Origin of the sequence: Variovorax gossypii, from assembly GCF_003965815.1 — a bacterium.
In the GTDB taxonomy this organism is placed as follows: Bacteria; Pseudomonadota; Gammaproteobacteria; order Burkholderiales; family Burkholderiaceae_C; genus Variovorax; species Variovorax gossypii.
In genome coordinates this window covers 1,107,320-1,127,782 of sequence record NZ_RXOE01000001.1, presented here as the reverse complement: position 1 = coordinate 1,127,782, position 20,463 = coordinate 1,107,320, and the positions used below count along the sequence as shown (strand labels likewise).

25 protein-coding genes and 1 pseudogene are annotated in these 20,463 nt (G+C 67.8%); 14 read left to right on the top strand and 12 right to left on the bottom strand.

Features of this window, described 5'->3' with window-relative positions:
• Window positions 1–71 precede the first annotated feature (71 nt).
• Genes EJP69_RS05300 through EJP69_RS05290 form a run of 3 tightly spaced genes read left to right on the top strand, consistent with a single transcriptional unit; the run spans window position 72 to window position 3,137 of the window.
• Window positions 72–1,232 carry an ATP phosphoribosyltransferase regulatory subunit gene (locus EJP69_RS05300; RefSeq protein WP_126468918.1) on the top strand — a complete coding sequence of 387 codons (1,161 nt, stop codon included), beginning with the start codon at window positions 72–74 and terminating at the stop codon, window positions 1,230–1,232.
• Window positions 1,233–1,254: 22 nt separating this feature from the next.
• On the top strand, window positions 1,255–2,586 hold the full coding sequence (locus EJP69_RS05295; RefSeq protein ID WP_093201541.1) for an adenylosuccinate synthase: 1,332 nt from the start codon (window positions 1,255–1,257) through the stop codon (window positions 2,584–2,586).
• A 26-nt stretch (window positions 2,587–2,612) separates the two neighbouring features.
• Window positions 2,613–3,137 carry a phosphoribosyltransferase gene (locus EJP69_RS05290; RefSeq protein WP_093201538.1) on the top strand — a complete coding sequence of 175 codons (525 nt, stop codon included), beginning with the start codon at window positions 2,613–2,615 and terminating at the stop codon, window positions 3,135–3,137.
• 21 nt (window positions 3,138–3,158) lie between these two features.
• Here the strand turns inward: EJP69_RS05290 and EJP69_RS05285 are convergent, their stop codons facing one another.
• The 3 genes from EJP69_RS05285 to EJP69_RS05275 all read right to left on the bottom strand — a co-directional run bounded on the left by EJP69_RS05285 (window position 3,159) and on the right by EJP69_RS05275 (window position 4,965).
• Window positions 3,159–3,608, bottom strand: coding sequence for a VOC family protein (locus EJP69_RS05285; protein WP_093201536.1), 450 nt, complete (start codon window positions 3,606–3,608; stop codon window positions 3,159–3,161).
• A gap of 95 nt (window positions 3,609–3,703) precedes the next feature.
• Window positions 3,704–4,543 carry a helix-turn-helix domain-containing protein gene (locus EJP69_RS05280; protein WP_126468917.1) on the bottom strand — a complete coding sequence of 280 codons (840 nt, stop codon included), beginning with the start codon at window positions 4,541–4,543 and terminating at the stop codon, window positions 3,704–3,706.
• A gap of 11 nt (window positions 4,544–4,554) precedes the next feature.
• Window positions 4,555–4,965: a GFA family protein gene (locus EJP69_RS05275; protein ID WP_126468916.1), complete on the bottom strand. Its 411-nt coding sequence runs from the start codon at window positions 4,963–4,965 to the stop codon at window positions 4,555–4,557.
• A gap of 133 nt (window positions 4,966–5,098) precedes the next feature.
• Between EJP69_RS05275 and EJP69_RS05270 the strand changes: the two genes are divergently transcribed.
• A complete protein-coding gene (locus EJP69_RS05270) occupies window positions 5,099–6,292 on the top strand; it encodes a PLP-dependent transferase (RefSeq protein ID WP_093201527.1) in 1,194 nt (397 codons plus the stop codon).
• A 115-nt stretch (window positions 6,293–6,407) separates the two neighbouring features.
• Complete coding sequence (locus EJP69_RS05265; RefSeq protein WP_093052173.1) at window positions 6,408–6,611, top strand: hypothetical protein; 204 nt, start codon at window positions 6,408–6,410, stop codon at window positions 6,609–6,611.
• A gap of 59 nt (window positions 6,612–6,670) precedes the next feature.
• On the opposite strand, the gene EJP69_RS05260 is transcribed toward EJP69_RS05265, so the two are convergent.
• Window positions 6,671–7,327: an arylesterase gene (locus EJP69_RS05260; RefSeq protein WP_240652038.1), complete on the bottom strand. Its 657-nt coding sequence runs from the start codon at window positions 7,325–7,327 to the stop codon at window positions 6,671–6,673.
• Window positions 7,328–7,363: 36 nt separating this feature from the next.
• On the opposite strand from EJP69_RS05260, the gene EJP69_RS05255 reads away from it, so the two are divergent.
• From EJP69_RS05255 to rlmB, 4 genes are read left to right on the top strand one after another with little or no spacing between them, the layout of a single operon-like run.
• Window positions 7,364–8,074: an ABC transporter ATP-binding protein gene (locus tag EJP69_RS05255; protein WP_126468915.1), complete on the top strand. Its 711-nt coding sequence runs from the start codon at window positions 7,364–7,366 to the stop codon at window positions 8,072–8,074.
• A gap of 58 nt (window positions 8,075–8,132) precedes the next feature.
• Complete coding sequence (locus EJP69_RS05250) at window positions 8,133–8,627, top strand: hypothetical protein (RefSeq protein WP_126468914.1); 495 nt, start codon at window positions 8,133–8,135, stop codon at window positions 8,625–8,627.
• A gap of 4 nt (window positions 8,628–8,631) precedes the next feature.
• Complete coding sequence (locus EJP69_RS05245) at window positions 8,632–9,615, top strand: hypothetical protein (RefSeq protein WP_093201520.1); 984 nt, start codon at window positions 8,632–8,634, stop codon at window positions 9,613–9,615.
• Between the two features lie 45 nt (window positions 9,616–9,660).
• The gene (gene rlmB, locus EJP69_RS05240; RefSeq protein ID WP_093201517.1) at window positions 9,661–10,407 is read left to right on the top strand and encodes a 23S rRNA (guanosine(2251)-2'-O)-methyltransferase RlmB; all 747 of its coding nucleotides are present in this window, start codon (window positions 9,661–9,663) and stop codon (window positions 10,405–10,407) included.
• A gap of 41 nt (window positions 10,408–10,448) precedes the next feature.
• Here rlmB and EJP69_RS05235 read toward each other — a convergent pair whose 3' ends face one another.
• From EJP69_RS05235 to EJP69_RS05230, 3 genes are all read right to left on the bottom strand, one after another.
• Window positions 10,449–11,561, bottom strand: a complete 1,113-nt coding sequence (locus EJP69_RS05235; protein WP_240652037.1) for an NAD(P)/FAD-dependent oxidoreductase — start codon at window positions 11,559–11,561, stop codon at window positions 10,449–10,451.
• 182 nt (window positions 11,562–11,743) lie between these two features.
• The gene (locus EJP69_RS29415; protein WP_019653095.1) at window positions 11,744–11,914 is read right to left on the bottom strand and encodes a hypothetical protein; all 171 of its coding nucleotides are present in this window, start codon (window positions 11,912–11,914) and stop codon (window positions 11,744–11,746) included.
• A gap of 126 nt (window positions 11,915–12,040) precedes the next feature.
• Window positions 12,041–12,631, bottom strand: a complete 591-nt coding sequence (locus tag EJP69_RS05230) for a helix-turn-helix domain-containing protein (RefSeq protein ID WP_093201512.1) — start codon at window positions 12,629–12,631, stop codon at window positions 12,041–12,043.
• A gap of 63 nt (window positions 12,632–12,694) precedes the next feature.
• Here EJP69_RS05230 and EJP69_RS05225 point away from each other — a divergent pair, with 63 nt between their 5' ends.
• Together EJP69_RS05225 and EJP69_RS05220 are read left to right on the top strand one after the other, a co-directional pair.
• On the top strand, window positions 12,695–13,216 hold the full coding sequence (locus EJP69_RS05225; protein WP_126468913.1) for a GNAT family N-acetyltransferase: 522 nt from the start codon (window positions 12,695–12,697) through the stop codon (window positions 13,214–13,216).
• Window positions 13,217–13,303: 87 nt separating this feature from the next.
• Window positions 13,304–14,173, top strand: coding sequence for a hypothetical protein (locus tag EJP69_RS05220; RefSeq protein ID WP_126468912.1), 870 nt, complete (start codon window positions 13,304–13,306; stop codon window positions 14,171–14,173).
• A gap of 40 nt (window positions 14,174–14,213) precedes the next feature.
• Here the strand turns inward: EJP69_RS05220 and EJP69_RS05215 are convergent.
• The 4 genes and pseudogenes from EJP69_RS05215 to EJP69_RS05200 all read right to left on the bottom strand — a co-directional run bounded on the left by EJP69_RS05215 (window position 14,214) and on the right by EJP69_RS05200 (window position 16,864).
• A pseudogene (locus EJP69_RS05215) lies at window positions 14,214–14,690 on the bottom strand (DUF3237 domain-containing protein).
• On the bottom strand, window positions 14,690–15,664 hold the full coding sequence (locus EJP69_RS05210) for an aldo/keto reductase (RefSeq protein WP_126468911.1): 975 nt from the start codon (window positions 15,662–15,664) through the stop codon (window positions 14,690–14,692). The pseudogene EJP69_RS05215 and the gene EJP69_RS05210 overlap by 1 nt, the downstream one beginning before the upstream one ends.
• A gap of 34 nt (window positions 15,665–15,698) precedes the next feature.
• Window positions 15,699–16,298, bottom strand: coding sequence for a chromate transporter (locus tag EJP69_RS05205; protein ID WP_093304854.1), 600 nt, complete (start codon window positions 16,296–16,298; stop codon window positions 15,699–15,701).
• The gene (locus tag EJP69_RS05200; protein ID WP_093201499.1) at window positions 16,295–16,864 is read right to left on the bottom strand and encodes a chromate transporter; all 570 of its coding nucleotides are present in this window, start codon (window positions 16,862–16,864) and stop codon (window positions 16,295–16,297) included. Before EJP69_RS05200 ends, EJP69_RS05205 begins: the two co-directional genes overlap by 4 nt.
• A gap of 89 nt (window positions 16,865–16,953) precedes the next feature.
• Here EJP69_RS05200 and EJP69_RS05195 point away from each other — a divergent pair, with 89 nt between their 5' ends.
• On the top strand, window positions 16,954–17,877 hold the full coding sequence (locus tag EJP69_RS05195) for a YihY/virulence factor BrkB family protein (RefSeq protein WP_126468910.1): 924 nt from the start codon (window positions 16,954–16,956) through the stop codon (window positions 17,875–17,877).
• A gap of 20 nt (window positions 17,878–17,897) precedes the next feature.
• Here EJP69_RS05195 and EJP69_RS05190 read toward each other — a convergent pair whose 3' ends face one another.
• A complete protein-coding gene (locus EJP69_RS05190; RefSeq protein WP_093201495.1) occupies window positions 17,898–18,449 on the bottom strand; it encodes a DUF924 family protein in 552 nt (183 codons plus the stop codon).
• A gap of 156 nt (window positions 18,450–18,605) precedes the next feature.
• On the opposite strand from EJP69_RS05190, the gene EJP69_RS05185 reads away from it, so the two are divergent.
• Window positions 18,606–19,055, top strand: coding sequence for a CHRD domain-containing protein (locus tag EJP69_RS05185; protein WP_093201492.1), 450 nt, complete (start codon window positions 18,606–18,608; stop codon window positions 19,053–19,055).
• Window positions 19,056–19,235: 180 nt separating this feature from the next.
• Window positions 19,236–20,366, top strand: a complete 1,131-nt coding sequence (locus tag EJP69_RS05180; RefSeq protein ID WP_093304847.1) for a patatin-like phospholipase family protein — start codon at window positions 19,236–19,238, stop codon at window positions 20,364–20,366.
• Window positions 20,367–20,463 lie beyond the last annotated feature (97 nt).

Below are 20,463 nucleotides of genomic sequence, written 5' to 3'. Positions count from 1 at the left end.
CGATCGACCCCCGCGCGGGACCGGGTGCCCGGTGCCGGTAGAATCCCGTTTTAACCACGCCCCCGATCCCCATGTCCGCCTGGGTCCTCCCGGATCACATTGCCGATGTGCTGCCCTCCGAGGCGCGCCACATCGAAGAACTTCGACGCCAGCTGCTCGATACCGCCCGTGGCTACGGCTACGAGCTGGTGATGCCGCCGCTGCTCGAGCATCTCGAGTCGCTGCTCTCCGGCACCGGCGAGGCGCTCGACCTCCAGACCTTCAAGCTCGTCGACCAGCTTTCCGGCCGCAGCATGGGCCTTCGTGCCGACACCACCCCCCAGGTGGCGCGCATCGATGCCCACCTGCTGAACCGCGATGGAGTGGCTCGCCTGTGCTACTGCGGCCCGGTGCTCCACACCCGGCCCGATCGCCCGCATGCCACCCGTGAGCCCCTGCAGTTCGGTGCAGAAATCTACGGCCACGCCGGCCTCGAGGCCGACACCGAAACCCTGCTGCTGGCGCTCGACTGCCTCGACGCCGCCGGCCTGCGCGAGGGCGTGATCGTCGATCTGGCCGATGCCCGCATCGTGCGCGCCCTGTTTGCCGGCGTGCCGGTCGACGGCGCAACGCTGGCCCAGGTGCATGCCGCGCTGGCCGCCAAGGACGCGAGCGAGCTCGAGTCGCTCACCAGGAACTTCCCCGCCGCCTCGCGCGACGGGCTGCGCGCTCTGATCCAGCTTTACGGCGACGAGGCTGTGCTCGACGAAGCGGCCAAGGCCCTCAAGGGCACGCCTGCGGTCGGTGCGGCGCTGGCCGACCTGAAGCAGCTTGCCTCCGGCCTGAAGGGCGTGCCCGGCCGCCAGATCAGCTTCGACCTGGCCGACCTGCGCGGCTATGCGTACTACAGCGGCATGCGTTTCGGCATCTACGTGCCCGGCGCGGCCGACTCGCTGGTGCGCGGCGGCCGCTACGACGAGGTGGGGGCCGTGTTCGGCCGCAACCGTCCGGCCGTCGGCTTCAGCCTCGACGTGCGCGAACTGGTCGGCGTGCTGCCGGCCCGCCCGCTGCGCGCCGCCATCCGCGCGCCCTGGAGCGACGCGGCCGGCCTGCGTCAGGCCATTGCCCAATTGCGCAAGTCCGGTGAAACGGTAGTCTGCGTGCTGCCGGGCCATGGCAGCGAAATCGATGAATTCCACTGCGACCGCGAGCTCGTCGAGCAGGCCGGCCAGTGGAGTGTCCGTGCGATCTGATTTTTCAAGTAATGGAACGAGCATGAGCGTAACCACCGGAAGAAACGTGGTCGTCGTCGGCACCCAGTGGGGCGACGAAGGCAAAGGCAAGCTGGTCGACTGGCTGACGGAGAGCGCCCAGGGCGTGGTCCGCTTCCAGGGCGGCCACAACGCGGGCCACACGCTGGTCATCAACGGTGTGAAAACCGCGTTGCACCTGATCCCGAGCGGCATCATGCGGCCCGGCGTCAAGTGCTACATCGGCAACGGCGTGGTGCTGTCCGCCGCCAAGCTGTTCGAGGAAATCGAAGGGCTGGAGAAGGCCGGCGTCGAGGTCCGTTCGCGCCTGCGCATCAGCGAGGCCTGTCCGCTGATCCTGCCGTTCCACGCCGCGCTGGACATCGCGCGCGAGGCCTACCGCGAAAAGGGCGGCATCGAGAAGATCGGCACCACCGGCCGCGGCATCGGCCCGGCCTACGAAGACAAGATCGCCCGCCGCGCGCTGCGCGTGCAGGACCTGAAGCACCCCGAGCGCTTCGCCGCCAAGCTGCGCGTGCTGCTCGAATTGCACAACCACGTGCTGACCCAGGTGCTGGGCGCGCCCGCCATCGACTTCGACGAAGTCTTCAACGAGGCGATGAAGCACGCCGAGCTGCTCAAGCCCATGATGGCCGACGTATCGCGCGAGCTGAACGACGCCAACCGCGACGGCGCCAACCTGCTGTTCGAAGGCGCACAGGGCACGCTGCTCGACGTGGACCACGGCACCTACCCGTACGTCACCTCCAGCAACTGCGTGGCCGGCAACGCCGCCGCCGGTTCGGGCGTGGGCCCGGGCATGCTGCACTACATCCTTGGCATCACCAAGGCCTACTGCACGCGCGTGGGCGGCGGTCCATTCCCCACCGAACTCGACTGGGCCACGCCCGGCACCCCGGGCTACCACATGAGCACCGTGGGCGCCGAAAAGGGCGTGACCACCGGCCGCAGCCGCCGTTGCGGCTGGTTCGACGCCGCGCTGCTCAAGCGCTCGGCGCAGGTCAACGGCCTGTCGGGCCTGTGCATCACCAAGCTCGACGTGCTGGACGGCCTCGAGAAGCTCGAGCTGTGCACCGGCTACGAGCTCGACGGCGAAACCACCGACATCCTGCCCATGGGCGCGGACGAGATCGAGCGCTGCACGCCGATCTACGAAACCCTCGAAGGCTGGAGCGAAAGCACCGTGGGCGTCACGCAGTACGACAAGCTGCCGATCAATGCGCGCCTCTACCTGCAGCGCATCGAGCAGGTCACCGGCGTGCCGATCCACATGGTGTCGACGAGCCCCGACCGCGACCACACGATCATGATGCGCCACCCCTACCTGGCCGACTGAACAAAGAGAGAGGAAAAGAAAACCCCATGTTGACCGAAGACGGCAAGCATCTCTACGTCAGCTACGACGAGTACCACAACCTGATCGAGAAGCTCGCGATCAAGGTGCACCAGTCGGGCTGGCAGTTCGACACCATCCTGTGCCTGGCGCGCGGCGGCATGCGGCCCGGCGACGTTCTCTCGCGCATCTTCGACAAGCCGCTGGCGATCATGTCGACCAGCTCGTACCGCGCCGATGCAGGCACGGTGCAGGGCCATCTCGACATCGCCCGCTACATCACCACGCCCAAGGGCGAGATCGCCGGCAAGGTGCTGCTGGTGGACGACCTGGCCGACTCGGGCCACACGCTGCACGCGGTGATGGACATGCTGCGCAACAACTACCCGCCCATCACCGAGCTGCGCAGCGCCGTGATCTGGACCAAGGCGCTGTCGACCTTCACGCCCGACTACCAGGTGGAATTCCTGGCGACCAACCCGTGGATCCACCAGCCCTTCGAAGGCTACGACTCCATGGGCGCGGAGAAGCTGCTCGAGAAGTGGTCGGTCTGATCCGGCCACACTGGCGCCGGCCTACCCGGCGTCGGTGAACATGGCGGTGTAGCGCCGCTGCATTTCCTCCGGCGTCAGCTTCTCGATGCTGTGCCCCACGTTCCAGCGATGGCCGAAGGGGTCATGGAAGACGCCGGAGCGTTCCCCATAGAACTGGTCCTGCGGCGCCATGTCCAGCGTGGCGCCGGCGGCGACCGCGCGTGCCACCACCGCATCGGCATCGTCCACGTGCAGGTGCAGCGAGACGGACGTGTTGCCCAGCGTCTTCGCGCTGAGGATGCCGAATTCGGCGAATTCCTCCGAGATCATCAGGATCGCGCCGTTGTGGAAGTCCAGCTCCGCGTGGCCGATGCGGCCGCTCGGCTCGGTCAGGCGGAAGATCTCCTTCACCTCGAAGACCTTGCAATAGAACTCGATGGCTGCCTTGGCGTCGTGGACGCAGAGGTACGGAAACAGTTCGTGGATGGCCATGGCCTTGTTGTCCCTTCAGTTGAGATGGGCGCGATTCTGGAATTCGCGACGCTTCGGGTCTTGAACGAATTTGACCTTGCCGACGCGCAGCCCGGTCAGACCTGCACGTGCCGTGAGGACGCAGGCGCCGCGCGCCGATAGGCCTGGGGCGACATGCCGGCGATCGCAAGGAACTCGCGGTTGAAGTGCGCCTGGTCGCTGTAGCCGGCCTCCAGCGCCAGCTCGACCCAGGGCCGGGTCGGATCCAACACGAACTGTCCCAGCACGCGATCGAAACGCAGCATGCGCGCGTACTGCTTGGGCGCGATGCCCGTCATGCCGCGGAACAGCTCGATGAAGCGGCGGTGGCTGTAGCCGCTTTGCTTCACCAGTTCGCGGATGGCAACTGCCTGCCCGTCATCGTCGGCGCTGGACAGGCTCGCCAGCGCCTGTGCCACCGCGGGGTGCAGGCCATGCATGGCGCGGGCGGCAAGGCGGGCGCTCAGCAGGGCCTCGAGGGTCGCAAGCTGGCGCTCCAGGGAGGCCGCACCCTGGAGCTGTTCGAGCGCGAAGCCCGCGTCCGCGCCCCAGAGCGCATCGAGCGGCGTGTGGCATTCGGCCAATGCGTCTTCGGGGGCACCGAGCAGCGCCCGCGCCGCACCCGGGTGCAGCATCACGCCGACCGAGTGTGTCTGGATCGACACGTCGCGCACGAAGAAGGCGGAGCGGGCGCCGCCCACCATGGCGTGGCCCACGGTGAAGCCATCGGCGTCCGCATCGTCGCTGAAGAGGCGCAACGGCGGCCCGCCGAGCCGGAACACGAGATGCATGCCGCCCGTGGGCAGCACATGCTCGCGCGCGCCCGGTCGCTCGGCGGGCTTTTCCGCAGGCGCCGAAGCCCACATCAGCCGGACGAAGGGTCGAAGGCGCGGGGAGGGCAGGCGTGTCAGCTGCATGCTGTCCCTATCTATCGGCCCGGGAGCCGTTCGAAGATGGTCGCGTCCTCGGGCAGGTGGTGGAAGGCCTGCTTCTCCTGCGTCCAGAACACCATGTCGGCCTTCCCGAAGGCGCCGGGGTCATCCAGCGCACCAACCTTGACGATCAAGCCACCGGGGGCCTTGGGCGAACGGGAGGCCACATGCACGCCGCATTCGGCACAGAACTCGCGCGCCGGTGCATCGGACGCGTCCGCGCGGGCGAATCTGCGCGGCTCGCCGCGGGTGTATCGGAAGGCCGCAGCCTCCAGGCCCACGAACAGGTTGCCGGCGCCTCCCGAAACCTTCTGGCAGGTCCGGCACAGGCAGAGCCCGCGCATGCGCACCGGCCCGTCGATCTCGAATCGCAACGCACCGCAGAGGCAGCCACCGGTCAGGGTCATTCGCAGGTTCCAGCTTGGTTGCCGGATTCTGGCAAGGGCACGGACCGCGCGCAAATGGGGCTCCGTCGCCGCAGAAAGCGCCGCAGGCAGGCCTGAGCGGCAGGCCCCGGATTCGATCCACTAGCATCTGCACATGAGCAAGCCCTCCACGACCCTGATCCACCACCCCTACGTTCCGCCCGCAACCTTCGCCGCGCCGCAGCCCGGCGTGTTCAAGGCGTCGACCGTGTTCTTCGCCGACGTGGCCGCCATGCGCGCGCGCGACTGGCGCACCAAGGCCGGCTACACCTACGGCCTGCACGGCACGCCCACCACCTTCACGCTGGAGGAGCGCCTGGCCACGCTCGAAGGCGGCACCGAATGCCTGCTCGTGCCCAGCGGGCTGGCGGCCATCTCGCTGGTCTCGTTCGCCTTCCTGAAGACGGGCGACGAGGTGCTGATCCCCGACAACGCCTACGGCCCGAACAAGGCGCTGGCCACCGGCGAGCTGGCGAACTTCGGCATCACGCATCGCCTGTACGACGCTATGAACCCGGCCGACCTCGCGGCCAAGCTGTCGGATCGCACGCGGCTGGTGTGGGTCGAGGCGGCGGGCTCGGTGACCATGGAGTTCCCCGACCTGCCCGCGCTGGTGAACATCTGCCGCGCACGCGGCGTGATGACCGCGCTGGACAACACCTGGGGCGCCGGCCTGGCCTTCGCGCCCTTCGATTTCAACGGCAGCGGGCAGGGCGTCGACATCTCGGTGCACGCGCTCACCAAGTACCCCAGCGGCGGCGGCGACGTGCTCATGGGCAGCGTGACCACCCGCGACGAGCGCCTGCACCGCGCGCTCAAGCTCACCCACATGCGCATGGGCTTCGGCATCGGCGTGGGCGACGTCGAGACGCTGCTGCGTTCGCTTCCGAGCATCGCGCTGCGCTATGCCGCGCACGACCGCGCGGCGCGCGAACTGGCCGGCTGGCTCAACGGCTGCGAGGAGATCGCGCAGGTGCTTCATCCCGCGCTCGAAGACTCGCCGGGCCATGTCCACTGGCGTGCGCTCTGCGGCGAAACCAACCTGGCCGCCGGGCTGTTCTCGGTGGTGTTCGACGAGCGCTACAGCACCGAGCAGGTCGACCGTTTCTGCGACAGCCTGCAGCTGTTCCGCCTCGGCTACTCGTGGGGCGGGCCGATCAGTCTCGTCGTGCCCTACGACATCGGCCTGATGCGCGACGCGAGCGTGGCGCGCTGGCCCTACAAGGGAACGCTCGTGCGTTTTTCCATCGGCCTGGAGGACGTCGACGACCTGCGCGCCGATCTGCAGCAGGCCCTGGCCCGGATGTAATAAACCGCTTCCCATGGCCCGGGGCGCGTCGTGGGGTACCCTCCCGGGACTGCACCGTTATCGCTTACAGTAGGCCACGTGCAGTCACCCTGACTGCCGCGCCTAAGGAGAAGCAGTGGCAACACCCAACTACGGCTACGAGAAGCGCCAGAAAGAGCTGGCCAAGAAGAAAAAGAAGGAAGAAAAGCTCCGGGAAAAGGCGAACCGCAAACTCAATCCGAGCAGCGACGGCCTGGCTCCTGGAGACCCGGAGACCGATGTGGCTTCGCTCGAACGCGATCCCCCCACGGTTCCCGAGTTGCCTACCAAGAACGGTTGATTCGCTTCTGGCGTGCCAATCAAAAAGCCGCCGCGGGCCTGCGCCCGCGGCGGCTTTTTTCATTGCTTCGGCAGGAGCTTGCGCAGCTCGGGCCAGACGTTGTCAAGCAGTCGAGGCTGCGCGGCCGCCGTCGGGTGGATGCGGTCGGCCTGGAACAGCGAGAGCGCATCGGGCGCGTCGGCCACGCCCTTGAGCAGGAAGGGCACCAGCCCCGACTTGGTCGCCTCGGCCACCTTGGAGAACACCGCCTCGAAGCGCCGCGTGTAGTCGCCACCGTAGTTCGGGGGCACCTGGATGCCGACGATCAGCACCTTCGCGCCCGCAGCCTGGGCCGCTTTGGTGATCTGCATCAGGTTGTTCTCGGTGTCGGTGAGCGGCAGGCCGCGCAGGGCGTCGTTGGCGCCGAGCTCGAGCACCACGAGGCTGGGCTTGTGCTGCGCGAGCAGCGGCGCGAAACGTGCGCGCCCGCCGGAACTGGTGTCGCCGCTGATGCTGGCGTTGACCACGGTGGCCGCGACCTTCTGCTGCGCAAGCCTTTTTTCGAGCAAGGGTACCCAGCCTTCGCCGCGCTTGAGGCCGTACTCTGCGCTCAGCGAATCGCCGAGCACCAGGATCACCGGCTTGCCCGAAGACGAAGATGTCTGGGACTGGGCCTGGGCCTGGGCCTGCGCCGCGGTCGTCCATAGCCCCGCGCCGCCGAGCGCGGTGGTGGTCAAGATAAAGTCACGTCGATTCAAAACCAGAGCCTTTCCATGTCCCAACCCCCGTCTGATGCCATTGTCGCCGTCGAGCATGTGTTCAAGTCCGTCACCGATTCGACAGGCACGCTGGACATTCTGCAGGACATCGATTTCACCCTCGGCGCGCGGGAAACCGCCGCCATCGTCGGCGCCTCGGGCTCCGGCAAGAGCACGCTGCTGTCGATCATCGCGGGGCTGGATACGCCCACGCGCGGCACGGTGCGCCTGGCCGGCCAGGACATCTTCGCCATCGACGAGGATGAGCGCGCCGCGGTGCGCGCCCAGCGCGTGGGCTTCGTGTTCCAGAGCTTCCAGTTGCTCGGCAATCTGAGCGCGCTCGAGAACGTGATGCTCCCGCTGGAGCTGTCCAACCGCAAGGACGCCCGCAAGGCCGCCACCGAAATGCTCGGCCGCGTCGGCCTGGGCCAGCGGCTAGGGCACTACCCGAAAGTGCTCTCCGGCGGCGAACAGCAGCGCGTGGCGCTGGCCCGCGCCTTCGTCGTCCAGCCGGCGCTGCTGCTGGCCGACGAGCCCACCGGCAGCCTCGACTTCGCCACCGGCGAGCAGGTCATGCAGCTGATGTTCGACCTGAACCGCGAGCTCGGCACCACGCTCGTGCTCGTCACCCACGACCGGGGCATCGCGGCGCGTTGCGAACGACGTATCACCATCGAGGCCGGGCGCGTCGCTCTTAATGAAAAAGTGGCTCTGGCGCCCGCCTGACAAGCGCAATAAGCTATGAAACATAAATAAAGCGCCCGTCACTTTCGAGGAGATATTCATGGAGGAGCTTCCGCCCGACGCCGTCCTGGCGCTGCAGCGCGGCAGGATGATCGAGGCCATCAAGATCGTGCGCAGCCGCACGGGCGTGGACCTCAAGTCGGCCAAGGAAGCTGTGGACCGGTATGCCGACCGGCTGGAAAGGGGAGAGGACGACAGCGAAGGCGGACGTTGCGTTCCCACCGCGGCCAAGCAGGATCGCGGCTTCGCATCGATGCCGTCCACCGCGCTCGCTGCCCTGGCGCAGGGCAACAAGATGGAGGCCATCCGCCTCACGCGCGAAGCCACCGGGCTGAGCCTGTCGGCCGCCAAGCGGCTGGTCGACAACCACGACGACCCCGCGCTCGGCAGCTTCGGCCCGCTGACCCAGCACATGCCCCGGCGCCCCATGGTCGAGCCGGGCCGCGTGCAGGGCGACGGCTACAAGTGGCTGCCGATCCTGATCATCCTGCTCGCGGCGGTCCTGGTCTGGCTGCTGTTCGGCGGAAAGGCCTGAGGCGATGATCGTTCCCCAGTTCTGGGCCGAAGGCCGCGTCCAGGAGCGCGTGGCCGGCAAGCAGGTCACCGTGCGCCGCTACGGCTGGTCCGACGAGAGCCCCGTGGCCGCGCAGGCGCACGCCGACCAGCGCACCCGCGAGGCCTTCGACCGCATCGTCCACAAGGGCGAGAAGCTCGAACTCCGCGAGCGCAAGATGCCCTACAACGGCGCCGACGGCGTGCCGATCCGCGAGGAAATCGTCGAGCGCCAGGGCGACACCGTCATCACGCGCAACACCTACGGCGCGCGCTGCCTCAACACGCCCGACGTGCTGTTCGTCGACATCGACTTCGAGGAGCCCCTGCGCGGCAGCGTGTTCGGCTTCGCGCTGGTGCCGGCGCTGATCGCCGGCGTGGTCGGCGGCTGGGCCGCCAGGACCTGGCTGGGCGGGTTGATCGCGGGCATCGTGGTCTTCGTCGTGGCGTGGGTCATCGGCCAGCGCAAGAAGCGCGGCGAGCACAGCGGCAACCCCGCACCGGAGAAGCGGGCGGCGGAGCGCATCGCACGTTTCATGCAGCAGCATCCCGACTGGCATCTGCGCATCTACCGCACCCCCGCGGGCTTTCGTTTGCTGGCGATGCACGACGTCTTCGACCCGGCCGCTACCGCGGTGGCCGATTGCTTCCATGCGCTGGGCGTCGACAAGGTCTACGCGCGCATGTGCCGCAACCAGAACTGCTTTCGCGCCCGCGTGAGCGCCAAGCCTTGGCGCGTGGGCATTGGCGACCACATGCGGCCCCAGCCGGGCGTGTGGCCGGTATCGCCCGAGAAGCTGCCCGCGCGCGACGCCTGGATCGCCCGCTATGAAAAGGCCGCCCAGGGCCACGCCGCCTGCCAGTACCTGGAGAGCGTGGGCAACGCCGCGAAAGTGCATCCGAACGCGCTGGCGGTGCAGGAACTGCACGACGAGCGCACCCGCGCGCTCAGCGGCCTGCCGATCGCCTGAACGCGCACGGCGGGCCGGCCCCGAGGGGGCTGGGATAATCCACGGATGTCTTCCCCCAAAGTGATCTTCGGCTTCCATGCCGTGGGCGTGCGCCTCAAGACCGCGCCGAAGTCGGTGCTCGAAGTGTTGTTCGACGCCAGCCGGCGCGACGCGCGCATGAAACAGTTCCTCGCGCGAGCGCAGGAAACCGGCGTGCGACTCATCGAGGCCGACGGCGCGCGGCTCTCCAAGCTCAGCGGCAGCCACGGCCACCAGGGCGTGGTGGCGCGGGTCGAGCCCGTGGCCCAGGTCCGCTCTCTCGACGAACTGCTCGAAGGCCTCGAAGAGGCCGGCACCGTGCCCCTGCTGCTGGTGCTCGACGGCGTGACCGATCCGCACAACCTCGGCGCCTGCCTGCGCGTGGCCGACGGCGCCGGCGCGCACGCGGTCATCGCCCCCAAGGACCACGCGGCCGGCATCAACGCCACCGTGGCCAAGGTGGCGAGCGGTGCGGCCGAGACGGTGCCGTACTTCATGGTCACGAATCTCGCGCGCACCCTCAACGAGCTCAAGGAGCGCAACATCTGGTGCGTGGGTACCAGCGACGACGCGCCGGGCACCATCTACCAGAGCGACTTCAAGCGCCCGCTGGCGCTGGTGCTGGGCGCCGAGGGCGAGGGCATGCGGCAGCTCACGCGCAAGACCTGCGACGAGCTGGTGAGCATCCCGATGGCCGGCGCGGTCGAGAGCCTGAACGTCTCGGTGGCCAGCGGTGTCTGCCTCTACGAGGCACTGCGTCAGCGCAGCGCCTGATCTCTTTCTCTGCTCTTTCCTGACTCTTTTCCGGTTCTTTCCTAGCCCCGGGGCAGCGACCTGCCCTTGCGGTGGAAGTAGACGAGTTCCGCCATGCGCCGCATCGGCGGCGTGCCCAGCAGGCGGTTGAACATCCAGTCGTTCTGGAAATGATCGAAGGCCCAGCGCAGCGTGCGCTTGAGCCTGAAGCCCGGGTAGCCGCGCACGAACCACGTGGCCGGGTCGCCGACCTCGCCGCGCACGAAGCGCGCCACGGCCTCGCCGGCGCCTTGCCCGTGCAGAAGGGCCGTGTGGATGCCGCCGGCGGTCACCGGCGACACCATGCCCGCTGCATCGCCCACCAGCAGCGCCCCTTCGCGCGCCACCACCGGCAGCACGCCGCCGCAGGGGATCATTCCCGCGCGCACCGCGACGGGCGGCGCGTCGCCGGGCGTGACCACCGGGGCGATCTTGCGCAGCAGCGGTTCGAGCCTCAGCGCGCCCGCATCGTCGTGCACCATGCGGCGCGCCAGCCCGATCTGGCTCACGCCGACCCCTTCGAGCGCCCAGCCGATGTAGCCGGGCGCGAGCTTGCGGTCGATGAAGCAGTGCAGCAGGTCGGGCGCCATCCTTGCGCCCTGGTATTCGTGCTCCACGCCGTAGAGAAAGCGCGTGTTGCGCGACAGGCCCAGTGCCTTGGCGACGCGCGAGTGCGGGCCGTCCGCGCCCACGAGGTAGGTAGCCGTGATGCAGGGGCCGTGCGTCAGCGGCACTTCCCAGCGGCCGTCGAGCCACAGGGCCTGCTCGAACAGCATGCCCAGCCGCACGTCGACGCCGCAGGCGCGGGTCGAATCGACCATCCAGTCGAGCAGGGCGGGCGCGTCGGTGGCCCAGAACCAGTAGCCGGGCGCATGCAGGTCGACGTGATGCATGTCGGGGGCGTAGAGCCGCACGCCCTCGATGCGGCGCACCAGCGCGGGCGGCACCTCGGCCAGCCAGGGCACGCTGTCGACCGCGTCCTTGACGATGATGCCGGTGGTGTGCAGCTTGGCGCCGGCCGCGGTCTTCTTCTCCAGCACCATCACGCTGAGGCCAGCGAGCGCCGCCGCCCGGGCACAGGCGAGGCCCGCGAAGCTGGCGCCGACGACGAGCAAATCGACCTTGAGATGGCCCATGCCGTTGCCGGCAGCAGAGGCCGGTGCGGGCGCCGCCGAAGAGGCGGAGGGAAGAAGCGGGGAAAAGAAGGTTGGAGATGTATGCATGGGGCCGCTGACTTGAAGCAACGCGCACCGCCTCTCGCGATGCGCGCTGCGAAGTTAGCGACCCTCTGTGCGGGCGGCGTGAAGCCCGCGTGAACTCAGGAAGGGTCCTTGCCGCGCGTGCGGCCCACCGCGCTGAAGATGCCGATACCCAGCAGGATCACCGCGCCGATGCCGATGTAGAGCGTGGGCACGCCGGCCACCGAGGCGCCCCAGGCGACGCCGGCCAGGAAAATCAGGAAACCGATCATGTAGAGCGCGAAAGACATCGTCGTTCCTCCGGAAGTCGAGATGTCTTGCAGTATTCCGGCCGGCGCCGCCCGCAGCACCGGTGCGCGCCGAATGTGAATGTGGGAGCTTGCCTACCTCGGGGGTACGCCACCCCCGTGCGCCGCCTATTCCGGGCTCGCCACCAGCAGATAGCGGCAGGCACCGCGCCCCAGCGCCTTGAAGACCAGCGGCCGGTCGACTCCGAAGTCGAGGCAGTCGCCCGGTGCGAGCTCGAAGCGCTCGTCGCCGTAGTCCACCCGCAGTTCTCCTTCGAGCATCCACAGGCACTGGCGGTATGGCTTGCCGCTCCAGCGCGGGTAGTCGACCTGCGCCGAACGCGGCAGTTCGATCTCGACCATCTCGACGCCGCTGCCCGCCTGGCGCTCGGCGACCTGACGCCGTAGATAGCCCGCTTGCGGGTCGCGCCAGACCTCCTGCCCGGCGCGCGTGCGCAGTCGCTTCGGCTGCGCTTTCTCCTCGGTCAGCAGCTGCGCCAGCGCCACGCCGAGCCCGGCCGCCAGCTTTCCCAGCAGCACGGCGGTGGGGCTGCTCTGGGCGCGTTCCACCTTGGAAATCATGGCCTTGCTCACGCCCGAACGCTCGGCCAGGTCGGCGAGGCTCAGCCCCTGCGCCTGCCTCAATGCCAGCAGCCGGGTGGCGATGAGCATGTCGATGTTCGGACCCGGGGTGTCGACGGGAGATGAATCGTTTCTCATATGAGATTATTATTCTCCTATATTGAACGAAATTTCAACGAAACCCGAACGAGGAACCGCACCATGCGTCTCATCTCCTGCACCGAAGAAGCCCACTCCGCCGCGATCCTGGCCATCCTCAACGAGGCCATCGTCACTTCCACCGCCCTGTACGACTACAAGCCACGCACCGCCGAGAACATGGTCACGTGGTTCGCCACCAAGCGCGCCAACGGCTTCCCGGTGATCGGCGCCGAGGACGACAGCGGCAAGCTGCTGGGCTTCGCGAGCTACGGCACCTTCCGCGCCTTTCCCGCCTACAAGTACACGGTGGAGCACTCGGTCTACGTGGACAGCGCGCATCGCGGCGCGGGCCTGGGCCGCACGCTGATGGAAGCGATCATCGAGGAGGCCGTGAAGCGCGACGTGCACGTGATGGTCGGCGCCATCGACGCCGCGAACGCCGGCAGCATCGCGCTGCACGAGCGCCTGGGCTTCGAGCACTCGGGCACCGTGCGGCAGGCCGGCTTCAAGTTCGGGCGCTGGCTCGACGTGGCTTTTTACCAGCGCATCCTTGCGACGCCGCTGAATCCGGTCGATGGCTAAGAGTGCGCGGTATTGGTTCGATCGCTGAAGTCATCCGGCAGAAGCCGTGGATAGACTCAGTGAATGAACTGGCCCGATGACTCTCGCATGAACATCAGCTTCGCCCTGACGGAGGAGCAGGACGCCTCTCATGCCGAAGCCTTGAAGAAGCAGGCGGCAATCAACGATGCGGCTGCTCTACAGCTTCTCTATCGCAGGGTCAGTTGGGACATCGTTGCCGACCGGATTGAGCTCCACTTCAGATCTGCCTGCGACCATGCGATGGATGCAGGGTGGTTTGAATCGATGTACGTCAGTCGCATCGACGCGCGCCGCACGATTCAACTCTTCTGCGGTCAGCATCCGGTCGGCGGTGCTGGTGAGCGCGATCTGGAGTCGGGGTGCACGCTGGTGGTTTCGCAAAGCGCGCTGGGAAGCGTGGTTGTGTTGTTCTATCCCTTTGAGTCAAGAAACGTCCGACGCAAGAAGTCGCGGCTGATCTGGGGTCACTTCGACGGCCCGCTACAGTTTTCGCACAGCGTGATCGCAAGGATGATCGAGGACTTCCTGGTCTACGAGCGCGTCAGCAGCGCCTTGTTCGCCGAGTCTTCCAAGGATCGACGGCGCGTGGAAAAGCTGGAGGATCGGAGCAGGGCTCTGGAGGGCGATTACACGGGCAGATGGTTCTCACGTACGGGACTGCGTTGGTTGACGGGCGGTTCTCTGGTCGTGACCGGGCTTCTGTTTTGGTGGCTGTTCGATCCGGACAAAGGCCAGAGACTCGAGCCCCTGGTTGGGCTGTGCACCTTGGTGGTCGGGTGGGCGACCGCACAGGCCCAGAAGTACAAGGATGCGATCGCAAAGTCGGAAGCCCGAGAGGACGCAGAGCGCGCTCTGGCTGAGAGCGAAGCCACGATCGCTCAACGGCGGCGTCACGCGGGAAGCGACGTAGGACACCCGGTTGGCTTGACTGACTGAGGCGCTCGATTGCTCAGGTGCCCGCGCCGGAGGCTGACGACTAACGCAAAACGAAGAAGCGCATCACCACCTCGGCCGGGTGGCGCACGCCGGCCCCGGTGAACATGCGCTCGTTGATCCACTTCAGCGAGGCCGAGGCGGTCTCGAAGCGCGGGCTGCAGCGGAAGTACACCTGCTACGGATCGACCGGCTCGCCGCGCAGCAGCCTGGCCATCGTTTCGGGCGAGGCCGAACGCAGGGCGTTGTTCTGCACGTAGACCAGGTCGCCTGCATCGGTCTCGAGGCTGTAGCGAGCGTCGAGTTCGGAGAGCGTGTCGCTCACGATCAGCTGGAAGTCGCTGCCGCCGGGCAGCACTCGGGCCCGCCAGCCGTGGCCGATGGCCTCGCCGCCGGTGATCGGCACCACGCGGCGCAGCCCGCGCGGGCCGTTGCCCAGGATCTGCGGCACGCCCACCTCGACGCGCAGGTCGACGAAGTGCTCCAGCGTGGGCGCCGCGATGGCGTCGAACACGCTCATCAGGCCGCGGGCTTCGCCGTCTCGGCGCTGGCGCGGTCGAGCATCTCGATGGTGCCCGCGTCGAGCTTCAGCTGCGTCGCGACCACGAGTTCCTCGAGCTGCGCGATGGAGGTCGCGCTGGCGATGGGCGCAGTCACGCCCGGTCGCGCGATCTGCCATGCGATGGCGACCTGGCCCGGCTTGGCGTTGTACTGCTGGGCCACCTTGTCGAGCGCGTCGAGGATGCGCAGGCCGCGTTCGTTGAGGTACTTCTTGGTGGTGTTGGCGCCGCGCGGACTCTTGGCGGCATCGGCCTCGGTGCGGTACTTGCCCGTGAGGAAGCCGGCGGCCAGCGCGTAGAAGTTGATCACGCCCACTTCGCGCTTGATGCACAGCGGCTCCAGCGCGTCCTCGAACACGGCGCGGTCGTACAGGTTGTACAGCGGCTGCAGGCTCTCGTAGCGGGCGATGCCCAGGCGCTCCGACACGTCGAGCGCCTCGGCCAGGCGCGGCGCCGTGTAGTTCGACGCGCCGACGGCGCGCACCTTGCCCTGCTTGATCAGGTCGTCGAAGGCGCCGAGCGATTCCTCCAGCGGCGTATTGGCATCGTCGTCGTGCGACTGGTAGAGGTCGATGTGGTCCGTCTGCAGGCGCTTGAGCGAGGCCTCGACGGCTTCGCGGATGTACTTGGGCGCAAGGCCCACCTTGCCTTCGCCCATGGGCTTGCCGACCTTGGTGGCCAGCACCACGCGGTTGCGCTTGCCGCTTTGCTTGAGCCACTTGCCGATGATGGTTTCCGACTCTCCACCGGTGTGGCCCGGCACCCATGCCGAGTACACGTCCGCGGTGTCGACGAAGTTGAAGCCCGCGTCCAGCCAGGCGTCGAGCAGCTTGAACGAGGCCGCCTCGTCGACGGTCCAGCCGAACACGTTGCCGCCGAAGGCGAGCGGGGAAACCTGGAGGCCGGAGCGGCCGAGCGGGCGAAGTTGCGACATGTCGATGTGTTCCTGATGAAAGGGATGGGAAGGATCAGACGAAGCCCACGGCGCCCAGCACCGCGCCGGCGCCGAGCAGCCAGAGCAGGTGGATGCGCGTGCGCCAGACGATAAGCGCGGCGGCGCCGGTCAGCAGCCACAGGTGCCACGCGGGCGCATCGCCGGCATGGTTTCCGGCCGCCAGCACCCAGCCGGTGGCGATCAGCAGTCCGACCACCACGGGCGCCATGCCCTGCTTGAAGGCGCGTACCTCGCGGCGCGTGCGGTTGCGGTGGCCCCAGCGGGTGGCGAAGTAGGTGAGGGTGGTGCTCGGCAGCATGATGCCCAGCATCGTGACCATCAGCCCGAAGAGGCCGAGCAGCCAGGCATGAGGCCCCGCGCCGATGCCGCCGCCCGCGTTGAGGCCCACGTTCCAGCCCATCAGCGCCACGAACAGCACGTTGGGCCCGGGCGCCGCCTGCGCGATGGCGACCGAGGAACTGAACTGCGCGTCGGTGAGCCAGCCGTGCTGCGAAACGAGGTAGCGGTGCATGTCGGGCACCGTGGTGATGGCGCCGCTGATCGACAGCAGCGACAGCAGCATGTACTGCCCGAAGAGGGCCAGCCAGTCGTGCCACTGCATGACGATGGTCATGGGGCGATCCTCTTCCAGGTCCAGATGCAGGCCACGCCGCCGACCACCAGCAGCACCCAGCCGAGCGGAATCTTCAGCACCGCGATGGCCACGAAGACCAGCGCCATGAAGACCAGGCAGGTCGTGAAGCCCAGCGGGTGCTTGCGCAGCTGCGGCACCAGCTTGATGCCCGTGGCGGCGATGAGCCCGCCGGACACCGCCCCCATGCCCCGCAGCGCGGCAGCCACCTGCGGGTTGCCGGCGTAGTGCGCATACAGCACGGCCAGCGCGAGGATCACCACCAGCGGAATGGTCAGCATGCCAGCCACCGCGGCCAGCGCGCCGCGCAGGCCGAAGTAGCGGTCGCCGATCATCAGGGCGAGGTTGATCACGTTGGGCCCCGGCATCACCTGCGCCACGGCCCAGTCCTCGAGGAATTGCTCGGGCGTGAGCCATTTCTTCTTCTCGACCATCTCGCGCTGGACGATGGCCAGCACGCCACCGAAGCCCTGCAGCGCAAGCCAGGTGAACGAGACGAAAAGGTCGCGCGGCGACTGCGGGTGGGCTGCGGGGGGAGACGGTTGCATGTCGAGCGATTATCGTAGGCATGCTTTCAACACGCCGGGCACCGCAGCGACAGCGCGGTGCCCGGCCGCTTCATGGAGGACATTCCAGCATGGTCACGCAACTGCGCGCGCTCTTCGATCTCTGCCGCCGGGCCTTCAATTCGTGGTCGAACGACTATGCCCCGAGCATGGGCGCCGCACTGGCCTACTACACGGTGTTCTCGATCGCGCCGCTGCTGCTGATCGTGATCGCGGTGGCCGGGCTGGTCTTCGGGCAGGAGGCCGCGCGCGGCGAGATCTTCGCCCAGCTCTCGGGCCTGATGGGCGAGCAGGGCGCGGCTGCGGTGCAGGGCATGCTGAAGGCCGTCAACAAGCCGGCCGAGGGCATCGTGGCCACGGTGATCGGCATCGGCCTGGTGGTGGTGGGCGCCACCACCGTCTTCGGCGAGCTGCAGGACGCGCTGGACCGCATCTGGCGCGCGCCGGCCCGCGTCAAGAACAAGGGCCTGTTCAACATGCTGCGCGTGCGGCTGCTGTCGTTCAGCATGATCATGGGCATCGGCTTCCTGCTCATGGTGTCGCTGGTTGCGAGCGCCGGGCTCGCGGCGTTGGGCAAGTGGTGGTCGCCGGTGTTCGGCGCCTGGGAGACGACCGCGCAGCTCGTCAACTTCGTCTTCAGCTTCGCGATGGTGACGGCGATCTTCGCGATGATCTACAAGATCATGCCGCGCGCCAAGGTGCAGTGGCGCGACGTGTGGGTGGGCGCGGCGGTGACGGCGCTGCTCTTCACCGTGGGCAAGCACCTGATCGGCCTGTACATCGGCAAGAGCAGCGTGGCCTCGGGCTACGGCGCTGCGGGCTCGCTGGTAGTGGTGCTTGTGTGGGTGTACTACTCGGCGCAGATCTTCCTGCTGGGCGCGGAGTTCACCTGGGTCTACGCGCGCACCTACGGCTCGATGAAGGACACCAAGGGCATCGCCGAGCTGAACCCTTCGCCCACGCGCGAGGTGCCGCTGCCGCACAACGACAGCTGAGTGCCGTCGCCGCGTACCGGTCAGCCGGCGAAGCCGCCTTCGTCCAGGAACTTCTGCTCCTCCGCCGTGCTGGTGCGCCCGAGCATGCTGTTGCGGTGCGGAAAGCGGCCGAAGCGCGCGACGATGTCGCGGTGCAGCACGGCATAGCGCTGCGTGTTGTCGTCGAGCGCGGCGTTGAGTTCGACCGAGCGCTCCTGTTCGGCCAGCACCTCCGAGTGCATGAAGGGCAGGTAGAAGAAACGTTGCAGCACGGGCTCGCACTGCCGGTCGAAGCCCGCCTCGATCGCCTGCTTCGCCACGGCCAGAGCCTTGCCGTCGGTGGCCAGCATGTGCGCATTGCCGCGCCAGGTGTTGCGGGGAAACTGGTCGAGCAGCACGAGCAGGGCCAGCGCGCCTTCGGCGTCGGACGCCCAATGATCGAGCTCGCCACGGGCTGCCGCCTGGTGGGCCTGCGAGAAGCGCAGGGCAAAGTCGGCGTCGAAGGAATCGTTCTTGGCGAACCAGCGGTCGGGGCCGGCCTCGCGCCAGAAATCGACCACGTTGCGGGCGGTGGGGAGGTAGGTGGAAGTCATCGTTGCATTCTCTTTCAGCCTCTCGCCGCCGTTCAGCAGCTCTTGCAGCCGTCTCGGGCCCTCCGGCGGCCATCAAAGTCGGGGTGGTGGCCGACAAGACAGGCCCTCCGCGCTGCCTATGCTGTGGAGGCTTTCATTACTCAGGAGATCAAGCTCATGACCAAATATGGCACCTTTTTGCGCGCAGCCCTCGTTACCGGGGTGGCCAGTGCCGCGCTGGTCGGCTGCGGAATGATGTCGAAGTCGAACGTCGCGAGCTTCAGCGGCGCGATGAACGCAGCCAGCGAAGTCCCGCCCAACATGACGCGCGGCAGCGGCATGGCCGAGGCCTGGCTCGACCGCGACACCAACGTGCTCAAGTACAAGATCACCTACACCGGCCTGAGCGGCCCGGCCACCATGGCGCACTTCCACGGTCCGGCCGCCGCGGGCGCCAATGCCGGCGTGGTGCTGCCTTTCGCCAACCCGGCAAGCCCGATCGAGGGCCAGGCCACGCTCACGCCGGCACAGGCCGCGGACCTGTCGGCGGGCAAGTGGTACGCCAACATCCACACGGCCGCCAACCCCGGCGGCGAGATTCGCGGGCAGATGCTGCCGAAGATGTGACTTCGTTCCAGGGGCACAGCCCCTGGATAAGTCCCTCGTCAGGTTGGCGTCTCGGGGCTGGTGTCAAATGAACGCATGACGACGACACCACCGAAGAAGAAAACCCGAACCCGTGCCGCCTCCACCGCTTCCAGTGCATCCAGGAAGCCCCTCGACCCCTTCGCCTCGCGCCGCGAGGACATGCGCACCGCCCGCAAGGCGCTGGTGCTGCAGGGCGGGGGCGCGCTCGGCGCCTACCAGGCCGGCGTGTATGCGGCGCTCAGCGAAACCGAGCTGCAGCCGCACTGGATCGCAGGCGTTTCCATCGGCGCCATCAATGCCGCGCTGATCGCCGGCAACGCACAGGAAAAGCGGGTCGACCGGCTGCGCGAGTTCTGGCATCTCGTGTCTTCCGGGCCTTCGCAGCGCCTGCCTCCATGGCTGGGCGACCGCGCCACCCAGAACCAGTTCAGCGCCACCATGGCCTCGCTGGTGGGCATTCCGGGCTTCTTCGAGCCGCGCTATTCGCCGGCCTTCCTGATGGGCGGGGCGGCGCCGCTGCTGAGCTACTACGACACCTCGCCGCTGAAGTCCACGCTCGAGCGCCTCGTCGACTTCGACCGCATCAACGCCTGCGAGGCGCGCTTCAGCGTTGGGGCGGTGAACGTGCGCACCGGCAACTCGGTGTACTTCGACAACACGCGCCAGCTGATCGGGCCCGAGCACATCATGGCCAGCGGCGCGCTGCCGCCGGGCTTCGCGCCCGTGAGCATCGACGGCGACGACTACTGGGACGGCGGCATCGTCTCGAACACGCCGCTGCAGTACGTGCTCGACACGCATCCGCGCAGCGAGCCGCTGGTGGTGCTGCAGGTCGACCTGTTCAATGCGCGCGGCGAGATGCCGCACAACATGGCCGGCGTGATGGAGCGGCAGAAGGACATCACCTACTCGAGCCGCACGCGCATGAACACCGATGCGCTGGCCGCCAACATGAACCTGCAGCAGGCCATTGCCGACCTGATCTCCAAGCTGCCGGCCCACCTGCGCAACGACCCCAGCGTGCACGAAGTGCAGTCGCAGCTCACGCACGAGCCCATCGACATCTTCCACCTGATCTACCGCGACAAGCCCTACGAGCTGGAGTCGAAGGACTACGAGTTCTCGCGCGCCGCGGTCGAGGAGCACTGGGAGGCCGGTGCGCGCGACATGCGCGTGACGCTGGCCCACCCCGAGACGCTGCGCGCCGATGCCACCGTGAACGGCGTGACCACCTTCGACCTCGGCGAGCACGGTTCGGGGCGCGTCAAGCGGCCTGGGCTTTCTCGATGAATCGCCGGGGCCAGGGGCGATTCAGCCCCGGCTAAGAAACCAGCGCGAGACTGGGCCGTCACTTCAACGCTTCAGCTTCACCAGGAGGAAATGTTTG